The 18569-nt window shown below is 45.7% G+C and carries 20 protein-coding genes; 13 read left to right on the top strand and 7 right to left on the bottom strand.

The window, feature by feature from the left end:
* Positions 1 to 33: 33 nt before the first annotated feature.
* The 3 genes from GO493_RS00655 to GO493_RS00645 all read right to left on the bottom strand — a co-directional run bounded on the left by GO493_RS00655 (position 34) and on the right by GO493_RS00645 (position 3945).
* Positions 34 to 939 carry a hypothetical protein gene (locus GO493_RS00655; protein ID WP_157304137.1) on the bottom strand — a complete coding sequence of 302 codons (906 nt, stop codon included), beginning with the start codon at positions 937 to 939 and terminating at the stop codon, positions 34 to 36.
* 201 nt (positions 940 to 1140) lie between these two features.
* Positions 1141 to 3069: an SPFH domain-containing protein gene (locus GO493_RS00650; RefSeq protein WP_157304136.1), complete on the bottom strand. Its 1929-nt coding sequence runs from the start codon at positions 3067 to 3069 to the stop codon at positions 1141 to 1143.
* A gap of 408 nt (positions 3070 to 3477) precedes the next feature.
* Positions 3478 to 3945 (bottom strand): OsmC family protein, encoded by a 468-nt coding sequence (locus GO493_RS00645; RefSeq protein ID WP_157304135.1) that lies wholly within the window; start codon positions 3943 to 3945, stop codon positions 3478 to 3480.
* A gap of 54 nt (positions 3946 to 3999) precedes the next feature.
* On the opposite strand from GO493_RS00645, the gene pxpB reads away from it, so the two are divergent.
* The 4 genes from pxpB to GO493_RS00625 are packed head-to-tail and all read left to right on the top strand — an operon-like array spanning position 4000 to position 7596.
* Complete coding sequence (pxpB, locus tag GO493_RS00640; protein ID WP_157304134.1) at positions 4000 to 4698, top strand: 5-oxoprolinase subunit PxpB; 699 nt, start codon at positions 4000 to 4002, stop codon at positions 4696 to 4698.
* A complete protein-coding gene (locus tag GO493_RS00635) occupies positions 4695 to 5681 on the top strand; it encodes a 5-oxoprolinase subunit C family protein (protein WP_157304133.1) in 987 nt (328 codons plus the stop codon). Before pxpB ends, GO493_RS00635 begins: the two co-directional genes overlap by 4 nt.
* Positions 5648 to 6421: a 5-oxoprolinase subunit PxpA gene (locus GO493_RS00630; protein ID WP_232538710.1), complete on the top strand. Its 774-nt coding sequence runs from the start codon at positions 5648 to 5650 to the stop codon at positions 6419 to 6421. Before GO493_RS00635 ends, GO493_RS00630 begins: the two co-directional genes overlap by 34 nt.
* Positions 6418 to 7596, top strand: coding sequence for an NRAMP family divalent metal transporter (locus GO493_RS00625; protein WP_232538709.1), 1179 nt, complete (start codon positions 6418 to 6420; stop codon positions 7594 to 7596). The genes GO493_RS00630 and GO493_RS00625 overlap by 4 nt, the downstream gene beginning before the upstream one ends.
* A 6-nt stretch (positions 7597 to 7602) precedes the next feature.
* Here the strand turns inward: GO493_RS00625 and GO493_RS00620 are convergent, their stop codons facing one another.
* Both GO493_RS00620 and GO493_RS00615 read right to left on the bottom strand, forming a co-directional pair.
* Positions 7603 to 8232 (bottom strand): response regulator, encoded by a 630-nt coding sequence (locus GO493_RS00620; RefSeq protein WP_157304132.1) that lies wholly within the window; start codon positions 8230 to 8232, stop codon positions 7603 to 7605.
* Entirely contained in the window at positions 8222 to 10213 is a 1992-nt protein-coding gene (locus GO493_RS00615) for a tetratricopeptide repeat-containing sensor histidine kinase (protein ID WP_157304131.1), read from the bottom strand. The genes GO493_RS00620 and GO493_RS00615 overlap by 11 nt, the downstream gene beginning before the upstream one ends.
* Before the next feature lie 218 nt (positions 10214 to 10431).
* Here GO493_RS00615 and GO493_RS00610 point away from each other — a divergent pair, with 218 nt between their 5' ends.
* The 8 genes from GO493_RS00610 to GO493_RS00575 all read left to right on the top strand — a co-directional run bounded on the left by GO493_RS00610 (position 10432) and on the right by GO493_RS00575 (position 16436).
* Complete coding sequence (locus GO493_RS00610; protein WP_157304130.1) at positions 10432 to 10836, top strand: hypothetical protein; 405 nt, start codon at positions 10432 to 10434, stop codon at positions 10834 to 10836.
* A gap of 154 nt (positions 10837 to 10990) precedes the next feature.
* A complete protein-coding gene (locus GO493_RS00605; protein WP_157304129.1) occupies positions 10991 to 12406 on the top strand; it encodes an aldehyde dehydrogenase family protein in 1416 nt (471 codons plus the stop codon).
* 40 nt (positions 12407 to 12446) lie between these two features.
* On the top strand, positions 12447 to 13247 hold the full coding sequence (locus GO493_RS00600; protein ID WP_157304128.1) for an AraC family transcriptional regulator: 801 nt from the start codon (positions 12447 to 12449) through the stop codon (positions 13245 to 13247).
* Between the two features lie 12 nt (positions 13248 to 13259).
* Positions 13260 to 13826 carry a Crp/Fnr family transcriptional regulator gene (locus GO493_RS00595; RefSeq protein WP_157304127.1) on the top strand — a complete coding sequence of 189 codons (567 nt, stop codon included), beginning with the start codon at positions 13260 to 13262 and terminating at the stop codon, positions 13824 to 13826.
* Positions 13827 to 13892: 66 nt separating this feature from the next.
* Positions 13893 to 14309: a VOC family protein gene (locus GO493_RS00590; protein WP_157304126.1), complete on the top strand. Its 417-nt coding sequence runs from the start codon at positions 13893 to 13895 to the stop codon at positions 14307 to 14309.
* Positions 14310 to 14363: 54 nt separating this feature from the next.
* On the top strand, positions 14364 to 15404 hold the full coding sequence (locus GO493_RS00585; protein ID WP_157304125.1) for a serine hydrolase domain-containing protein: 1041 nt from the start codon (positions 14364 to 14366) through the stop codon (positions 15402 to 15404).
* A 12-nt stretch (positions 15405 to 15416) separates the two neighbouring features.
* Complete coding sequence (locus GO493_RS00580; RefSeq protein ID WP_157304124.1) at positions 15417 to 16187, top strand: NADase-type glycan-binding domain-containing protein; 771 nt, start codon at positions 15417 to 15419, stop codon at positions 16185 to 16187.
* An 81-nt stretch (positions 16188 to 16268) separates the two neighbouring features.
* Positions 16269 to 16436: a hypothetical protein gene (locus tag GO493_RS00575; RefSeq protein WP_157304123.1), complete on the top strand. Its 168-nt coding sequence runs from the start codon at positions 16269 to 16271 to the stop codon at positions 16434 to 16436.
* A 4-nt stretch (positions 16437 to 16440) separates the two neighbouring features.
* On the opposite strand, the gene GO493_RS00570 is transcribed toward GO493_RS00575, so the two are convergent.
* Positions 16441 to 16785 carry a winged helix-turn-helix transcriptional regulator gene (locus tag GO493_RS00570; RefSeq protein ID WP_157305201.1) on the bottom strand — a complete coding sequence of 115 codons (345 nt, stop codon included), beginning with the start codon at positions 16783 to 16785 and terminating at the stop codon, positions 16441 to 16443.
* Positions 16786 to 16898: 113 nt separating this feature from the next.
* On the opposite strand from GO493_RS00570, the gene GO493_RS00565 reads away from it, so the two are divergent.
* The gene (locus GO493_RS00565; RefSeq protein WP_157304122.1) at positions 16899 to 17612 is read left to right on the top strand and encodes a VOC family protein; all 714 of its coding nucleotides are present in this window, start codon (positions 16899 to 16901) and stop codon (positions 17610 to 17612) included.
* A 75-nt stretch (positions 17613 to 17687) separates the two neighbouring features.
* Here GO493_RS00565 and GO493_RS00560 read toward each other — a convergent pair whose 3' ends face one another.
* Positions 17688 to 18551, bottom strand: coding sequence for an SDR family oxidoreductase (locus GO493_RS00560; protein WP_157304121.1), 864 nt, complete (start codon positions 18549 to 18551; stop codon positions 17688 to 17690).
* Positions 18552 to 18569: the final 18 nt, after the last annotated feature.

Here is an 18569-nt window from a genome sequence, read left to right as displayed (position 1 = left end):
TGGAAATGCTTTTTAAGAAAACAAGTATAGGGATCAATTAATACTTCCTAACAATACGCTGCTGTCGAAATCACATTCGCTGCAACCATCAACTTTGCAGGATGCATAATTCCAGAAAGCCCTGTCTCTGAATAACGGGCCTTTACCAGGATTGCCCCAGTCGCCGCTGTAGTTGAACTGAGAGATACTGCAATCCATCTGTGACACGTTGTTGCCTGTAAGTACTTCATCTTTTGTACCATCGGGGTTCCTGTAATCACCCCAATAAGTACATTCCACACCAGGAAAGCTGCTGGAGCGGGACATGTGGTACATGCCATGCGCTTTTTTTCCAACATATGCCTGTACTCTTGTACCAGCTGCAACGTTTCTCCAGTCTTTGGTATACCAGCCTGCGTGCTGGAAATATGTGACAGTGATAATACGCTGGGTGGATTTGTTAAACTGTATAACCATGTGCTCCAGGTCATAATCATGTCCGCCGGTAGCGCCGACACAGTTACCCTGGCGTTTGTACAGCCACCAGTATTCAATGAATATCCTGTTGGCATCATTTGGGTGTACCTGTACATCGTAATAAGTAGGGAAGTTCATGCTTCTTGGAGCGTCGTCGTTAAGCAGTACCAGTTTACCTCCGCATGTGATACTGGCCGGATCTGTATTGGCCCAGATATCTTCTACGGTAGTAGGATAATCAGGTGCTGACCTGTCAAATTTGATAAGAGGCGCAAACTGTTTGGCCCAGGCGGCGGCGTTAGTACCGGTTACTTTAGTGGAGCTTTCCTGGCAGGCGCAGGGAGCAGCAGCGGTGGCGGCAACCATATTTTCCTGTCCTGCATTTTTCAGGGAAGGAGCAGTTTGCTCTGCAGTGGGTTTGCTACATTGGGAAAACAGCAGGGTTGCGGCGCAACCAAGCAATAGTAATGATGCTTTTTTCATTGTTGTGATTTAATTGAATATGTGGGTTTTAATAGCCGGGATATTTGTTCACTTCAGAATAATTAATGTAAGTATGAAAGGCGGGGACAAAAATAGGAAAGGGATCTTACAGCGTATGTTATATCAATATTAACAATCTTTAAATGAGAAAGCCACCCCGCTTCTGCGAGGTGGCTTTTTATGTAGAAATGGATGAAAGGGCTATTCTGTTGCAGCAGTGTTTGTAGTATTTGTGGTATTGGCCCTGTTGCCCACCTGTTCAAGCAGTTTCAGTCCCAATAATCCGCTGATAGGGCCGTTGGTACCGTCACCACCTCCAATAAGGATATCCGGCATGATCCTGATATGTTGTTCACCGATGGCTTCCATTACTTTCAGTTGTGTGAAGTTGTTACCACCCATGGCTTCTACTGCCAGCTTATAGGACTCAGCGCTTGACTTACCGATAGCCAGTATTTTTTCAGCTTCTGCGTTACCTGTCAGGGAGATCTTTTCAGCATCAGCTTTAGCTATCAGTTCTGTACGTTCAGCTTCTGCTTTTGCCAGCACGCGTACCTTTTCGGCTTCACCGTTTGCCATGAGCTTCATCCTGTCGGCTTCCGCATTGGCCTGGAGACGTACACTGTTGGCATCACCGGTAGCTTTTTTTACTGCAGCGTCGGCAATCCTTTCTGCTATCAATACACCCTGATCTGCTTTCACGATCTCTTTCTGGATCTCGGCGATAGCCGTTTCTTTTTCCAGTGCCTGCCTGGTTTCCTGTGCACGCATCTGAGTGTCGTACGTTACTTTCTGTTCTTCCGCTATTTTACGGTCTGTCAGTGTTTTCATCAGGCTTTCAGGCGGAACGATGTCACCGATAAGGGTATCTACACCAAATACGTTGTATTGCTCCAGCACACGGCCTATATGCAGCTTGGCTGATTCCTGTCGCTCCTTACGGCTTTTCAGGAAGTCTATCACTTCAGCGTCCTGTGCGGAGTTGCGGAAGTAGTTGCCGATAGTAGGTTCCAGTACCTGTGTTACAAGGTTGCTCATATTACCGAAGCGGGCAATCACTTTCGGCGCTTCATAAGAAGGGATATGAATGATCTGTGATACATCCAGGTGGAAGGTGAAACCGTCTTTACTCCGAACTGTGATAGTAGACAGATTCTTGTCCAGCTGATGGGATTCTGTGCGTGCAGATGCCCAGTTCAGCACCAGGTTGGTAGTAGGAACGTATTCCACTTTCATGATGTAGGAGTTGATAGGATATTTGCCGGGCCCCAACGGTTCTGCCCATACGCCTTTATGGTGTTTGGCCACGATATTGCCGTGTTTGAATTCCTTACCGCTAAGGTCTTCACCATCATTACCTACATAAGAGATCACAACGCCTACGTGGCTGATGGGTATCTCTGTCATGCCTCTCATTTCTACTTTTACGAACCAGGGGTTCAGGAAGTATGAACCGGAGAGGATGACCTGTTCCTGTAACCCTTTGTAACCGCCATTGGACAGGAAGGCGTCTGCATCCTGGAAGTTGTTATGGTTTTCTATGATCTTACCGGCAATCTGACCATATTCTATGGCCTTACCTTCCAGGGTAGTGACAATGCCTACGCTGTTGTCAGGTACACTGGTCATATCTGTTATTTCCACCTCAAAGAGGAAGGTGTTGATACGGTAGGAACCTGGTGTCATGATGGTTGTTTGCCGGCCTTTTTGTCCGCCGTTACGCAGGAAAAGTTCCGCGTTCTGGTAGGCATCGCAGTCCACCCGGCGTGCAAGGATAGCGCCTGGTTTCAGTTCGGTACCGTCTTTTGCCAGTACCAGTCCTATTTTACCTGTTGGAATGATGGTAAATGCCTGGAAAGTAACTTCGTACTGCCAGAGCCATTTCCAGAAGTAAACACCTGGAGCCAGGGTTTGTGCCTGGAAACCGGCTTCTCTGTCTACCGCTATGATATGACCTTCCGGGAGCTCCTGTTTACCAAAGAGCACGAATTTTTTTGTGACCAGACCTATCCTGTCTTCCGGTACTATTACAAGACCGAAAAAGACGCGAAGGATAAATTTGTAGAGCACAAGACATAGTACAGGTACGGCAATAATGATCAGCCACCTGAGAACTTCAGTTGTTTGCATAGTTGTTGTTTATTTAAGGAGAAAAATAACCTGTAGGGGCATACGTACTTATATTGTACGTGAGTACAATACATTGCAGTACTATTACGGACATAGTAATGCCTGTAATACAAATTCTATTTCTGTTCCATTAAGCTAAAATCCGGGAGGGGAAGTGTTCAGAATAGTGAAGTGCAGTAAGTATTGATCGTATCCGTATTCGGATATAGTATCCATTGTAAAAAGAATTACCACACAAAGTTTATAACAAAAAACTGAATTGCAAAATATTTACAGCAGGGGCTCAGGCACCTGTTGCGGAAATTTATATTTAATTTTTCCGGTGGGGCTTTTTATAGGAAATAGTGTAATCTTTTGGTTCCGGATAGTGGTTTTAGTGAAAGAAAGTGGTTAAAATAATTATAATCTCTAAAGCGCTATACATTCAGGCTGGTGTTTTACAGGGAAATTGCAGGAATTTGCAATGAAGCAAAGCCGGTTTGCTTCGTGATGTAAGGCGTTGGCTTTTTCAATCATTGCAGCATCGGTGATGGTAACAACGGGTTTCAATATCACTTCACTGAAACGACCGCCACCGTCTGCGTCTTCTGTCATAAATCCTTCGGCGTGATCGACATAATCAACTATAACTATACCTGCCTGTGCGCAGAGGTGCAGGTACCAGAGCATGTGACAGGAAGATAGTGAGGAGACCAATAACTCTTCAGGGTTATATCTTGTTTTATCTCCGCGGAAAGAAGGATCTGAAGAGCCTTTGATCACATCTTTACCTGCGGCTGATATTTCATGTGCTCTTTCATAAGAAGTGTAATTTTTTGTGCCGGTGCCGGTGTTGCCGGTCCATGTAGTAGTGATATGGTATTGGTGAGTTTTCATTTGTTGTTTTTTATAAAGGTAATCTGCTGAAAAGGTAGTATCTTCTACTGGTAAATGAAAAAAAAATACATAATAGCCCCGCTGGGTGACAGTGCCATTATCATTGAATGGGAGCAGGAGATCTCTCCTGTTATACACCAGCGTGTATTGAATACATATCATTATCTCCGCTCATTACAACACATTTACATTCTTGATCTTATACCGGCATATGCTTCTTTAACCGTTATTTATAATGCGCGTGCAGCGCGTTATGCTTATGATGAAGTAATCAGGATAGTGACGGATGCGTTGAACATGTCTGCAGCGGAGGTTGCTGTTGTTTCAAGACAGATAGAGATCCCTGTATGTTATGATCCTTCCCTGGGGCCGGACCTCCTGGCAATGGCGGAGCAAAAGAGTCTGTCAGTAGATAAGATCGTTGAGTTGCATACGCAAACCACTTATACTGTATACATGCTTGGTTTCCTGCCTGGTTTTCCATACATGGGAACGGTAGATGATATACTGGCTACTCCGCGGTTAAAGAAGCCACGTGTAAAGATCCCGGCCGGTAGTGTGGGAATTGCCGGCGCACAGACGGGCATCTATCCGCTGGATTCTCCCGGGGGCTGGAACCTGATCGGAAAAACTCCTGTCAGGATGTTTGATGCTGAAAAGGAGATACCCTGTTATTGTCAACCGGGGGATCAGGTACGGTTTGTGCCTGTATCATTAGAAGAATTTCATGAACTAAACCACAACAGACAGTGATACAGGTACTACAGCAGGGGATAATGGACAGCGTACAGGATACGGGAAGATACGGTTACCAGCATCTTGGGATAAACCCGGGTGGAGCGATGGACAGAGCTGCACTGGCAGTGGCTAACAGCCTGGTAGGAAATGAGCTGGGAGAAGCTGCCATAGAATTACATTTTCCCGCCTCTGCATTCCTGTTTGAAGAGAATGTATTAATAGCCTTATCCGGCGCTGATTTTGGCGCTATGATCAATGAACGGCCGGTTAGTATAAACAAGCCTTTCTTCATCACCAGTCAGACTGTTTTGCGTTTTACGCGCCCTGTATGGGGCGCCCGTTGTTACATGGCTATCCAGGGAGGACTGGAGCTGCCTCACTGGCTGGACAGTCACAGTACCCATCTGAAGGCCGGCGCCGGAGGATTGGAAGGCCGCGTTCTACAGAAATACGACCGTCTTTCTTTCAGGAGAAATACTATTCAGCTTAAAACTGAGATGCCATTACCCTGGACTGCTGACGTGAGAGAGCTGTATACTCCCGGCAACGTTATACGCGTTACCACAGGCAGCGGCTGGGAGCTGCTGGATAAAGCGGGACAGGCATCTTTCGGGGGCGACTTCCATTTAACTGAACAATCTGACCGTATGGGGTTCCGCCTGCAGGGATCTCCGATACATACCATTCCATACGAAGAAATGCTTTCTGCCGGTATCAGCCGTGGTACTGTACAGTTATTACCTAACGGGCAACTGATCATTCTCGTGGCAGATCATCAGACCACAGGAGGTTATCCCCGTATAGCCCACGTCATAGCGGCCGATCAGCCTACGCTTGCCCAGTTTAGTCCCCGGCATCATTTCAGCTTCCATGTTATAGATCCTGAAACCGCCCGGGAGTTGTTATGGCAGCAGGAGCAACGCTTGCTATTTTTGCAAAATGCCTGTAAATTACGGTTAGAGGAATGGCTGCATTCAAAGGGCCTGTCAACCAACTAATGTATTATGTAGATCTTAACTGCGATATGGGAGAAGGCATGGATACAGATGCTGCTATCATGCCCTACATCAGCAGCGCTAATATTGCCTGTGGCTACCATGCCGGCAATAAATCCACCATTGAGCGTACCATTACACTGGCCCTGCAGCACCAGGTAGCCATAGGTGCACATCCAGGATTTGCGGATAAAGAGAACTTCGGCAGAACAGAACAACATCTTCCTGACACTGCTTTATATGATCTTATAACAGAACAGCTGCATATTATACAAACCGTTTGCCGTTCACTGAATGCTGTAATAACCCATGTGAAACCACATGGAGCTCTTTATAATATGGCGGCCAGAACACCTGACATGGCCCGTATTATTGTGAAGGCGGTGAAAGATGCAGACCCGACGCTCCGTTTTTTTGGACTAAGCAACAGCTGGCTGATCGAAGCTGCTGAAGAAGCCGGGTTAAAAGCTGTGAGCGAAGTATTTGCTGACAGGACTTACCAGGATGACGGATCCCTGACCCCGCGTTCCAGGCCTGATGCTATGATTGAAACGGAAGAGAAAGCCTTACAGCAGGCATTGCAGATGGTAACACAACAGCAGGTTACCAGCGTGAACGGAATTACTGTTCCGCTTACCACTCAGACTATCTGCCTGCACGGGGACGGTGCTCATGCCGTTCCGTTTGCCAAAGCTGTTCATGAGGCATTATATCACCACCAGATAACCATACAACACGTTTGAGCAAGCAAAGACTTTCCATACTGATAGGAGCTGCTTTCCTGATGGCTACTTCGGCTATTGGTCCCGGCTTCCTTACCCAGACAACTGTTTTTACGCAACAGCAGACCACCGCATTCAGCTTTGTGATCCTGTTATCTATACTGCTGGACATAGGCGCCCAGCTGAATATCTGGCGGGTGCTGACAGTAACCCGGTACCGGGCGCAGGACCTGGCCAACGCATTGATGCCTGGGTTGGGATATTTCCTGACAGTATTGATAGTATTGGGAGGATTGGTGTTCAATATTGCCAATATAGGCGGTTGTGGATTAGGGCTGCAAGTACTCTCAGGAATGGATACTACATACGGCGCTATCCTGAGTTGTGGTATTGCACTGTTTATTTTCTGGCTGAAGGAAGCCGGTAAGGCAATGGACCATTTTGCCCGCTGGCTGGGTATCCTCATGGTGCTGCTCACCCTTTATGTTGCTGTCAGCTCACATCCGCCGGTAGTAGCGGCATTGCGGCAAAGCGTGTGGCCGGATATGGTAGATATTAGATCTATAGTCACACTTGTAGGAGGTACTGTTGGTGGTTATATCAGCTTCTCAGGCGCACATCGCCTGCTGGATGCAGGATTTGGGGGAAAAGAACAGATAGGCTATGTGAACCGTAGTGCTGTAAGCGGGATAGTTATTACCGGCGTGATGCGTTCCCTTTTGTTCCTGGCGGCATTGGGAGTGGTGACTCAGGGCATTCAGCTGGACGGTGGCAATCCGCCGGCATCGGTATTCCGTATAGCCGCCGGAGAGATAGGTTACCGTTTCTTTGGCGTGGTGATGTGGAGCGCCGCTATTACCTCTGTAGTGGGAGCCGCATATACATCCGTATCGTTTATGAAGACATTCCATCCCTTTATAGCCACGCATGAGAAGTGGTTCATCACCAGTTTCATCATTTTCTCTACTATTATTGTTGTGGGTATAGGCAATCCTGTACAGCTGCTTATCATGGCAGGGGCTATTAACGGACTGATACTACCGGTGGCGCTGGCAGTAATATTGATAGCGGCTACGCGTAAAAGGCTGGTGAATGATTACAGGCATCCTCTCTGGATGCAGATAGCAGGCTGGCTGGTAGTACTGATAATGGGCTGGATGTGTGTGTGGACCATCCAGAAATGGGTCATGGCATAACAGTTCTCAGATCATGGAATGATCCATTGCAATTTTTACCACGGCCGTCATACTGGAAACATTGAATTTCTGTATCATGTTGCGGCGGTGTGTATCTACCGTTAGCTGACTTATATTCAGCGTTGACGCTATAGTCTGGCTGGTCAGTCCTTCAGCTATCAGTTTCAGTATTTCCTTCTCACGCCTTGTAAGCTGAGGTAATGACACATTGGTAGAAGTGTCCAGCATTTTCCTGGCAACGTCATTACTGAAAAAGAGCCTGTCGTTCATAGCGTCACGAATGGCTTCCTGTAGTTCTGCGGTGGAAGCGTTTTTAAGCAGATAGCCAGAGGCGCCATTTTCCAGCATCCTTGCCACCATACTTTTTTCGCTGTGATTGCTGAGCGCCAGTATACGGAGGTGAGGATATTTTTTTCTCAGCTCCAGGCAAAGATCTATACCACTGATATCGGGAAGGTTAATATCCAGCAGTATTATATCTGCATGATGTTGCTGAAGGAACTCTTTTGCTGAAGCCCCGTTGTGGCAGCTGCCGGCAATTGTTACATTCTCTATATCCTGAAGTAATGATCTGATGCCTGCTATTACCACCGGATGATCATCAACTATGAGCAGAGAGATAGATTCATTGTTCATTCAAAAAGATATTTATAGTCACTGTTGTTCCTGTACCGGGAGAGGATTGTATATCCAGCTTTCCGTTTAAGTAATTCACTCTTGTCTGTATGTTGCTGAGGCCTATGCCTCCGTTCTTTATCCTGTCAGGATCAAAGCCTTTACCGTTGTCTTCTACTGTAATATCTACCTGGTTATCGTTCTGTATACAGTCTATCAGGATATCAGTGGCTTTGGCATGTTTCAGGGCGTTGGTAACCAGCTCCTGTATGATACGATATACCATTATCTGTACGGAAGGTGACAGGTCGTTATTATCCATCCCATAACATTGCAGTATAATATTGGATGGTCCTTTTTCAAAGCTTTCGCAGAAGTCTTTCAGTGCAGCAGGCAGGCCAAACCTGAACAATGTTTCCGGCATCATATTGCGGGCTATGCGTCTTAACTCGCCGATAGCGTCGTCCAGCTGTCCTACGGCAACGGGCAACCGTTCTTTTACGGGAAGTTCCATTTCACTGATCCTGGAGATATCCATTTTTATACCGGCCAGCATTCCTCCTAATCCATCGTGCAGATCGCGGGCAAGGCGCTGTCTTTCCCGCTCTTCGCCTGCCAGCATAGCCGTGGTGGCGGTCAGCTGTTGTTGCTGTTCCATTTCCCTGATCTGTTGCTGGTGGTTAATATCTTTCTGGGCAGACAGTTTCCGGTTGTTCCTGTAATATACCCATGCCAGTGCGGCCACTATCAGCAGGAAGATACTTAGCACCGCAAAGAGCCACGCTACCAGCTGGTTGTTCCGGGCCTTCAGGATGGACTGTTCATTCTTTGCTTTGAGGGAGATGATCTCCCGTTCTTTCTCTGCATTCTTATACCTGATCTCCAGGGCATTAATATCCCGTTTCAGGCGGCTGTCATTCATACTGTCGTTCAGTTGGCTGTAGCGCTTATTCCATTCATAGGCCAATTTTGTATTGCCCAGTCCTGCATAGGCTTCAGCGAAACTGGAGTACAGCTCTGCCCTGCCGGCATCCAGGGAAATGACGTCTTCATCGGCAGCGAGACTGAGTAGAATTTGCCGGGCTGGTTCATATTTACCTGCGGCCAGCAGTGATTTTACTTTGAGGAACTGTAGCTCCTGTATGCGGTAGGCTTTGTTGGGACCATTGGCCGCTTTTATGCCTTTATCAAAGCTGGTTATTGCCTCATTGTATTTTTTTAACTCATGCAGGTACATGCCTTCTACCTGGTAGTAGCCTGCATAAAGCTCTGATTCAGGGTAAGGAGCAAGGATCTCTTTTACTGTATCCAGCACGCCTTTGGCCGCATTTATTTTCTTCAGATAGATATAATTCTCTCCTGCCCTGTTATAGGCAGCTACCAGCCGGGAGGACTGTGCATGAGAGAGTTTCATGATATTAATGGCATTATTGAGATAGATCTCTGCTTTATCATACTGCTCAATATTCATAAAGCCCACGCTTACACTGACATACTGAGATCCGAGAACTGCGCTGTCTTTTGCTTTTTCTGCCATGGGGATAGCCCTGTTCAGTATAATATCGGTGAATGTCCGGTCGTCATCCCGGGCCTGGAATATTACGCCATAGTTCTGCAGGATATTGGTCCTGGCTACATAGGCTTCCTTTGTATCAAAGTGGCTAAGTATGGAATCTGCTTTCAGGTAAGCAATTTCGCTTTTGTCGAGGTCTGAGTTGAAGTAGTAATAGCCTTCATGGGCATAGGACAGCCCCTGGAGGAAAAGATTGTTTTTGCTGAATATCCTGCCCTGTTCCAGGTAATGTTTTGCTTTAGCGGTATCTCTGACCTGCCAGTAATACATCAGGTGGAAGCAGAGCTTTGCCTTTATACTGTCGTTCTTTTCCTTTTGCAGAAGGGTGATAAGGCTATCTGCATAGCGCTGCTGATTTAATGGTAGTTGCGCTGTACTGGAAAGGGTTATGCTCAGTAACGTACAGCATAGTATGAGTATTCGGTTCATGCCGGTAAGATTCTAAATTATCTTGAATGCCAATTGGATACGAAAGTACCTATAAATAGGTAGAAATAAAATACTCAACTCCGGCTATTGAATATAATGCTGCTCCGGAGGATTTTTGTACTGTGAAAGAAACAGGGCTTATGTCTGAAACGCCTGGAACCATGCTTCACAAACCATAGTGTAATTTATTGATCTAATTTCCTTTAAACTAAAAAACAATGAAGAAATCGATCCTTTCAATTTTGTCTGTAGTATTATTGTCGTTTACCCTTGGAAGTTGCTCTGATGATAAGAATCCTGCCGTGCCATCCGGCAAGTGTTTTGCAAATGACTTTACGCTGACCCAGACCAAGCTTGCGGACTCTCCGGAACAGCATCTTATATTCCTGACCTTTGATGTGAAGAACAATTCTTCCCAGAAATTTAATGTTGGGGACGGTTCAGCAAAACAAGTGCAGGCTCTTATAAAAGTAACTACTACTGACGGCTCAGTTTATGAGACCAATACTATCCTTACATTGAATGAACTGGCTGCAGGTGCTACTGCTTCTACTGAAAATACGGCCGATTATGGTGCAGGGAAGACTTACAAGAGTTATACTATAACCTTGTCTTGCGAGTAATGGGACAAATAATTATTGGTTAACCCATGTAAGAGCGCCTTTATGGCGCTTTTACTTTTTCATGGACTTTTTAACAAATAAAGATTGACCCGTACAACAAACTTTCCGTTCCAAGATCGTCTCACCTTTGACATACAAAACAAAAATGAAGCACATGAAAGCGATAAACAAGATCTATGTAAACGGGGAGTTTGTAACACCTCATGGAACGGAAGTATTTGACCTGGTCAATCCTTCAACAAATGAACTGGCGGGTAAAGTAACGCTGGGCGATGAAGAAGATACCCGCAGGGCTATTGCTGCAGCAAAGGCAGCCCTGCCAGCGCTTTCAGCTACTACCAGGGAAGAACGTATCAATTACCTGGAAAGGCTGCATGCAGCTGTATTGAAAAGGGAAGAAGACATGGTGGCCGCTATGGTGGAAGAATATGGCGGTACTCTGCAATTCAGCCGTATGAGCACCCGGTTTGCCATTAATGCTTTCCAGGATGTTATCGAAACATTGCGCATCTTCGACTTTGAAAAAACTGTAAACCGTACAAAAGTGAGACTTGAGCCGGTAGGTGTTGCGGGCATCATTACTCCCTGGAATGCCAGCAACAGTTTTATATGCAGCAAGCTGGCCACTGCTATTGCAGCGGGTTGTACCGCTGTGATCAAACCCAGTGAAATGAGCGCCGGGCAGACACAGGTACTGCTGGAGGCCTTTCATGAAGCAGGGCTGCCAGCAGGTATATTCAACGTGGTAAATGGCAGTGGTGAGGTAGTGGGCGCAGAAATTACGCGTCATCCGGACATTGCCAAGATCTCTTTTACAGGTTCTACGGTAATCGGTAAGACCATTGCCCGTGGCGCTATAGACACTATGAAGCGTGTAACGCTGGAACTGGGCGGCAAATCTCCCAACATCCTGCTGGAAGATGCAGACCTGCAGAAAGCTATCCCCATGGCGGTATTGGCTGCTTATATGAATAACGGGCAGGCATGTGTAGCAGCTACCCGCCTGCTGGTGCCGGAAAGCCGGCTGGAAGAAGTGAATCAGCTGGTAAAAGCAGCAGTAGCAAAGGTGAAAGTAGGTAATCCGGGAGATGAAGATACCGGGGTAGGGCCAATGGTGAGTAAAAAGCAGTATGACCGTGTGCAGCAGTATATAAGGCTGGGACAGGAAGAAGGGGCTGAATTACTGATTGGAGGTGAGGGACATCCTGAAGGCCTGGAAGCCGGTAACTTTGTCAAGCCCACTGTTTTTACCAACGTTAATAACAGTATGCGTATTGCCAGGGAAGAGATATTTGGGCCTGTACTGAGCATTCTTACGTATAAAACAGAAGAAGAGGCTATTGCCATTGCCAACGATACGGACTATGGCCTGCATGCCTATATAAGTTCTGCAGATAATGAAAGGGCTGAGAGAGTAGCGGCAAGAATATTGGCAGGGCGAGTGGCTATCAATGGATTCCGACATGACCCACAGGCGCCTTTTGGCGGATTTAAGCAATCCGGTATCGGCAGGGAATTTGGTGTTTATGGGCTGGAGGCTTACCTGGAACCCAAATCCATCCTGGTATAATGTTATATTTATGTATCGCCTTCAAAAACAGTAAATGAATATGGTAAGCGAGAACAGACTACCCATACAATATTCCTGCTATCATACCCGTAGCAGAGAGGGTGAACAATTTGTTCCGGAACATGCGCTGGGATATATTCTATCCGGTGCAATGGAACTGAATAATGGCAGGCAGTCATTTACCTTTACTGAAGGCGATATCTACTTCTTCTCCAGGAACCAGCTGGCCAAGTTTGTGAAATACCCTCCGGAAGGAAAGGAGTTCAGGTCTCTCTCGATTTATTTTGAGCAGGATACACTCAGAAACTTTAGTGTGGAAACGGGGTGTAAAATGGATCAGCATGTGATAGCCCCTCCATTCAAAAATCTTTCCGGCGGCAGAGTGCTGACAGATTTTATGAAGTCGCTGCTGGCATATGAACATTTATTCAAGCAGGGTAAAATGGAAGACCTGTTAAGAGTGAAGCAGAAGGAGGCATTACTGGTATTACTGCAGATAGACCCTGATCTGAAGAATATCCTGTTTGATTTTTCAGAGCCTGGTAAGATAGACCTGGAAGCTTACATGAATAAAAACTATCACTTCAATGTAGAACTGAAGCGTTTTGCTTACCTGACAGGCCGTAGCCTTTCTACTTTCAAAAGAGATTTTGAAAAGGTCTTTCATATGAGCCCCAGTCGCTGGTTACTGCAAAGACGCCTGCAGGAAGCATACTATCTTCTGAAAGAGAAAAAGAGGACAGTATCTGATGTATACCTTGACCTTGGGTTTGAAGACCTGTCACATTTCTCTTTTGTATTCAAAAAACAATATGGTGTGGCGCCGTCATTAATTCAATAACTTACAGGCCTTATGCAACGCCTGTTAAATTACATACATTCGCTGACAGACTTTTCAGAGAAAAGCTGGGAGGTCCTGTTGCCGGTCCTTACAAGAAGAGAATTCAGGAAAGATGATTTCCTGCTGAAAGAAAATGAGGTGTGTCATTCCCTTTTCTTTATTGAGCAGGGATATTGCAAAAGCTACTATGATAAAGACGGTGTAGAAAAGAATACTGCTTTCTGTTTTGAAGGGGAGGTGGCTACCAACATCAACAGCTTTGCCAGTGGGGAGAGATCAACTTATAATATACAGGCCTGTGAACCGTTGACCACTGTAGTGTTTGACCGGCAGAAATTGTTTGAAGCTGCAGCGCAATGGCCTGAAATTGAAACCCTGGGAAGAAAATGTTTACGGCTGACGGCTTCACGTCTTGAAGAGCATGCTAACATATTTAAACTTTATACTACGCAGGAACGTTATGAATACCTTGAGCAAAATCAACCCCATCTGCTGCAAAGAGTATCGTTGACGGACCTGTCTTCCTACCTGGGCATAGCCCGTGAAACCCTTAGCCGTGTTCGTAAAAGAAGATTGTGACGATAGTCACAGGCCGGGATGAAGGCCCTGCATGATCTTTGTGACTTACTAAAAAAAATAAAGACCATGCAGAAGCTAAAAAAGATCAGTGAACACACTAACGTGATCACCTGGTTCGAAATTCCGGTTATAGATTCAGACCGTGCAAGGACATTCTATGAAACCATACTGGACATTAAAATGCGAACGGTACAGATGGAAGAAACAAATGAAGAGCTGACATTCTTTCCTTCTGTACCGGGTGTAATACAGGCCACCTCAGGCCGGGTAACAGGGGCGCTTGTCAGGTCAGAAAACAGTAAGCCATCACAGGAAGGGATATTGGTTTATTTGAATGCCAGCCCGGATATACAGACCGTTATAGACAGGATTGAACCGGCGGGCGGGAAAGTGCTGGTGCCGCGTAAGCAGATACCTGCGGGATATATAGCCATATTTACGGATACGGAAGGGAACAGGGTTGCTGTGCATGCGGAAGTCTGAGTTGCTGAGCTCATTATTTAATAAGTATCTTTGCGCCTCAACCCTTTCACATCAATGAAGCGCCTGTTAACTTTCGTTATTTTCTCCTTATTCAGTTATAATACCTTTGCCCAGGAAAGACTATATGTTTCTCTTGATTCAGTACTTAACCAGGATAAACCACGGGCATTCAATGGAGTGGTCCTGATCTCAAAAAATGGTAAGGAGATCTATAAAAGGCGGCAGGGCTTCAGCGATCTTGATAAGAAAACGCCTGTTCGCTGGAATGACCAGTTCATGATAGGTTCTGTCAGCAAACAGTTCACGGCAGTGCTGGTATTGCGTGAGGTACAGGCCGGCAGGATACAGCTGGACAGAACCATTGGCAACTATCTGCCGGACTTCTCTGAAAGCTGGAAGGACTCTGTTACTGTACGCCAGCTGCTCAAACATATATCCGGCATTACCGGTTGGAAGAAGCCCCTGGCGGCTACTCCAGGCAGCCGGTTTGCCTATTCCAACCTGAATTACAATATACTGGGACAGATAGTGGGAAAGGTATCCGGCAAATCTTATGAAGAACTTGTTACAGCGCTCTTCAAACAGTGTAGTATGAGTGAAACAATGACGCCTGATGCCTATAAAAAAAGTGGGAGGAAATCTCTCGTGAAGGGATATGTTGAACAGGAAAGGGATAAACTGACAGAAGAAGCCAGGATACTGGACATGATGGACCTCCCTGTTATGAGCGTGCCTGCAGCAGGCCTTATATCTACAGCCGGCGACCTGATGAAATGGAACTATCACCTGCACAACGGCAAACTACTGGCAGACAGCCTTTACGCTCTGATGAGCGTTGATCCCGTATTACGCTCTCACAGGTGGGGAGATGTAAAATATGGGTTGGGCATACAGGTAGATAGTCTTGATAACATTCCTGAACTGAGTATGAACGGATATGTACCAGGCTTTATCACTTCAAATATTTATTACCCCGCAACAAAGACTTATATTGTCATATTGGAGAATATAGCGCTGGACCCTTCTGATATGAACAGGGTATATTATTTTCATGACGGGGTCCGTAAGCTGGTCAGAAATACACTGAATAAATAAAGTCCTATACATATGCAACGCCTGCTGATTCTGTTATTTGTTGTTACATCCCTTACTGCAACGGGGCAAGCTATAAAAGAAATGAGCCCTGAGCTTGGGGCACTGATAGATAAAAGCCCTGAGGGAGAAGTAGAATTTAATAAGCTCCAGAAGAAATATGAAGAGCTCTGGAACAAGGTAGCTACGCCTGCTGATTATGATAAGCTTTCGGCACAGGATAAGAAGCTATATGACAGCTACACCGGAGAAGAAGAACAGGGTTACTGGGATATACTGGGCAGTGGTTGCAGCTGGTATTGCGGCGGCGGGCTGGATACCGCAACAGCTTCCTCAGCGCTTACTGCTTCAGGACAACTTACCTATACAGCAGGTAATTCTCACGATCTGAGCTATAAGACGGCCTGGGTGGAAGGAGTGCCCGGTTATGGCATCGGGGAATACCTGGAGTATCATTTTCCACCGGAAAACCCGCGTATTACAGATATCATCATCGTAAACGGTTATGTAAAAAGTGAGCGAGCATGGAAGGACAATTCCCGTGTGAAAAAACTGAAGATGTATCTTAACGGAAAGCCCTTTGCCATCCTGAACCTGGCAGATACCCGGAAGGAACAGACGTTTACATTTTCTCCTATCGGCAATGGGAACAGGGATGATATGGAGAAGCTATCTACCCTGCCCTGGTGGACCATGAAATTTGAGATAATGGAAGTGTATAAGGGAGAAAAATATGATGATACAGCGATTACCGAGATATATTTTAACGGTATAGATGTACACTAAAAAATAAAGCTTGTCGGTTTTGTTCTATTTATGCCTGTTCGTCCATTTAAATTTTGAAGAAAAAAAAATGGAGAATGCCAGGTGCCAGAGGATGTCATTAACTTACTGAATTACCTGTTCTCAGAGATACTGGATGGCCGGAATACAACCGTGAGCCATGGTGTAGAACAGGCGCTGGACAGGAAACCCAAAGATTTTTCTGCTTATGTAAAGGAAGTAGCTGCTAACGGTACCTGGGCAAATGCCTGAGCTGCTATTGTAAACAACCTTCTTCTCTGGCCAGAAAACAGCCGTATTCCGCCAGGAGATCTATAACAGGGAAAGCCTTTTCCGCTCTTGATGTTAACTGGTATTCCACCCTGGGAGGCTTTTCGATATAAGTATGCCGGGTCACCATTTTCTTTTCTTCCAGTTCTCTTAACTGGGTAATAAGCATTTTATCGGAAATATGAGGGATGGAACTTTTCAGGATACCGTAACGCACCGGGCCTTGCCTGAGCGCTAACAGTATAGGCATTTTCCAGGTGCCGCCTATATGGGCCATGGCAAATTCAACAGGGCTGTAGTAATGGCGTTGCTGATGAAGAAATTCTTTCATAATACGAAGGTAGTTTTTGTCCGGGAGGGGATCTCCTTTATATACAAAAAAGTATATAAACATGGCCCTCAGGTTTAAAGTATCTAGGTTTGCCCCGAACAAAACCTCCCGGTATGGATAATATAAAAAATCAGAGAGAATGGCTCCCTGTTCCTGTATTACATTGCGTTTCATTGGAAGATACCCTGCGCTTCTGGACATCTTTAGGGTTTGATATAACCTATAAGCAAACCCGTCCTTATGGATATGCAGTTGTTGAAAGAGGTGCCTATGGATTACACTTTCATCAGCTGAAAGGAATGGATGCGTCAAAAAATTTCTATGGAGGCTGCCTGATGATGGTATCTGACGCAGAAGAAGTATATAAGGATTTTGCGGCGCAGATAAAAAGTACGCTGGGTAAAGTACCGCATTCCGGCATTCCCCGGATATCCAGGATGAAGCCGGGTACTACCCGTTTTACTTTAACAGATGTTTCCGGCAACTCTGTTATATTTATCAGTTATGGAGAACAGGATAGTGAGACATGGGAAAAGGCAGATGATAAGGACCAGAGCCCTCTTCGGAAAGCAATAGCTACGGCTGTCAGGTTTCGTGACTACAAGAACGATGATATGGCCGCGGCCAGGACCCTGGATGCGGCACTCAAACGCAACGGTGCTGAAAGCCAGGAGGATGTTGCAGAAGCGTTGATATTAAGGATTGAACTGGCCAGGGCTATGGGAAATGTACAGCAGCAGGAATTATATACTGAACGGTTAAATGCATTGGGGCTTAGTCATGAGGTAGTCGACAGGCTAAAACTGAAACATATTACACTACAATAAGTTTTATTCTTCTGAAAAGAGAAAGGACAAACAAAGCTGTTTGTCCTTTTGTTTTGTATCCTGTCCTATATAAACTTATTTATAAACATTTGTCAGAAACTCTTTTGCTGATGTGGGTTTTCTTCCAAGCAGCTTTTCCAGGTCGGTGTTACCCGATGCAAACTCTCCTTGCTTTATTGCTTCTGCAAAGCCTGCAAAAAAGCCAATGTATTCAGCCGGTACTTCTGCTTCAGCCAGTGCTTTCTGGTATGTGGTGCTATCCGGGTTCAGGTAGCTGATAGTTTTTCCGGTTATCGCATTCAATATATCTGCCACATCCTGGAAGGAGATATTCTCTGTGTTGGACAGATTGTATTCTTTATTCTCGTGTCCTTGTCCGGCCAGTATATTGGCGGTAGCTTCCGCCATATCATTCCTGGAGGCAAAGGCTGATTTTGCATCGCCTGCGGGGTAGAAGACACCTGTTTCCAGCACTTTTCCGAGGAAGACAGGGAGCATATCCAGGTATATGTTGTTGCGCAGGATGGTATAGGTCAGTCCGCTGCTTTTAATGATATTCTCTGTGTGAATATGAGACTGGGCTACAAAGGCAATGGGTGATGTCTCAGTTTCATTTTTCCTGTGAAAACTGGTATATAAGATGTGTTTTACACCAGATTCCTTCGCGGCTTTTACAACATTTTCATGCTGGGAGCCTCTCTTTACCACATCATTGCCTGATACCAGCAGCACTTTTTCAACGCCTTTCATGGCTGACAGCAGTGAATTGTAATTGTCATAGTTGCCGGAAATGGTAACTACGCCACTGGCTTTCAGGTCTGCCGCTTTGCTGTCGTCCCGTACCAGGGCTATAATGTTTCCTGCCGGGTATCCTTTTTTCAAAAGAAAGTTAATAGTCTCTTTACCTAAAACTCCTGTTGCTCCTGTTATTAAGATCATATTGCTCATTTTTCTGCA

The organism is Chitinophaga tropicalis (genome assembly GCF_009758205.1).
Taxonomy (GTDB): domain Bacteria; phylum Bacteroidota; class Bacteroidia; order Chitinophagales; family Chitinophagaceae; genus Chitinophaga; species Chitinophaga tropicalis.
The sequence above is the reverse complement of the archived record's forward strand: the minus strand, read 5'-3'. Positions and strand labels throughout refer to the sequence as shown.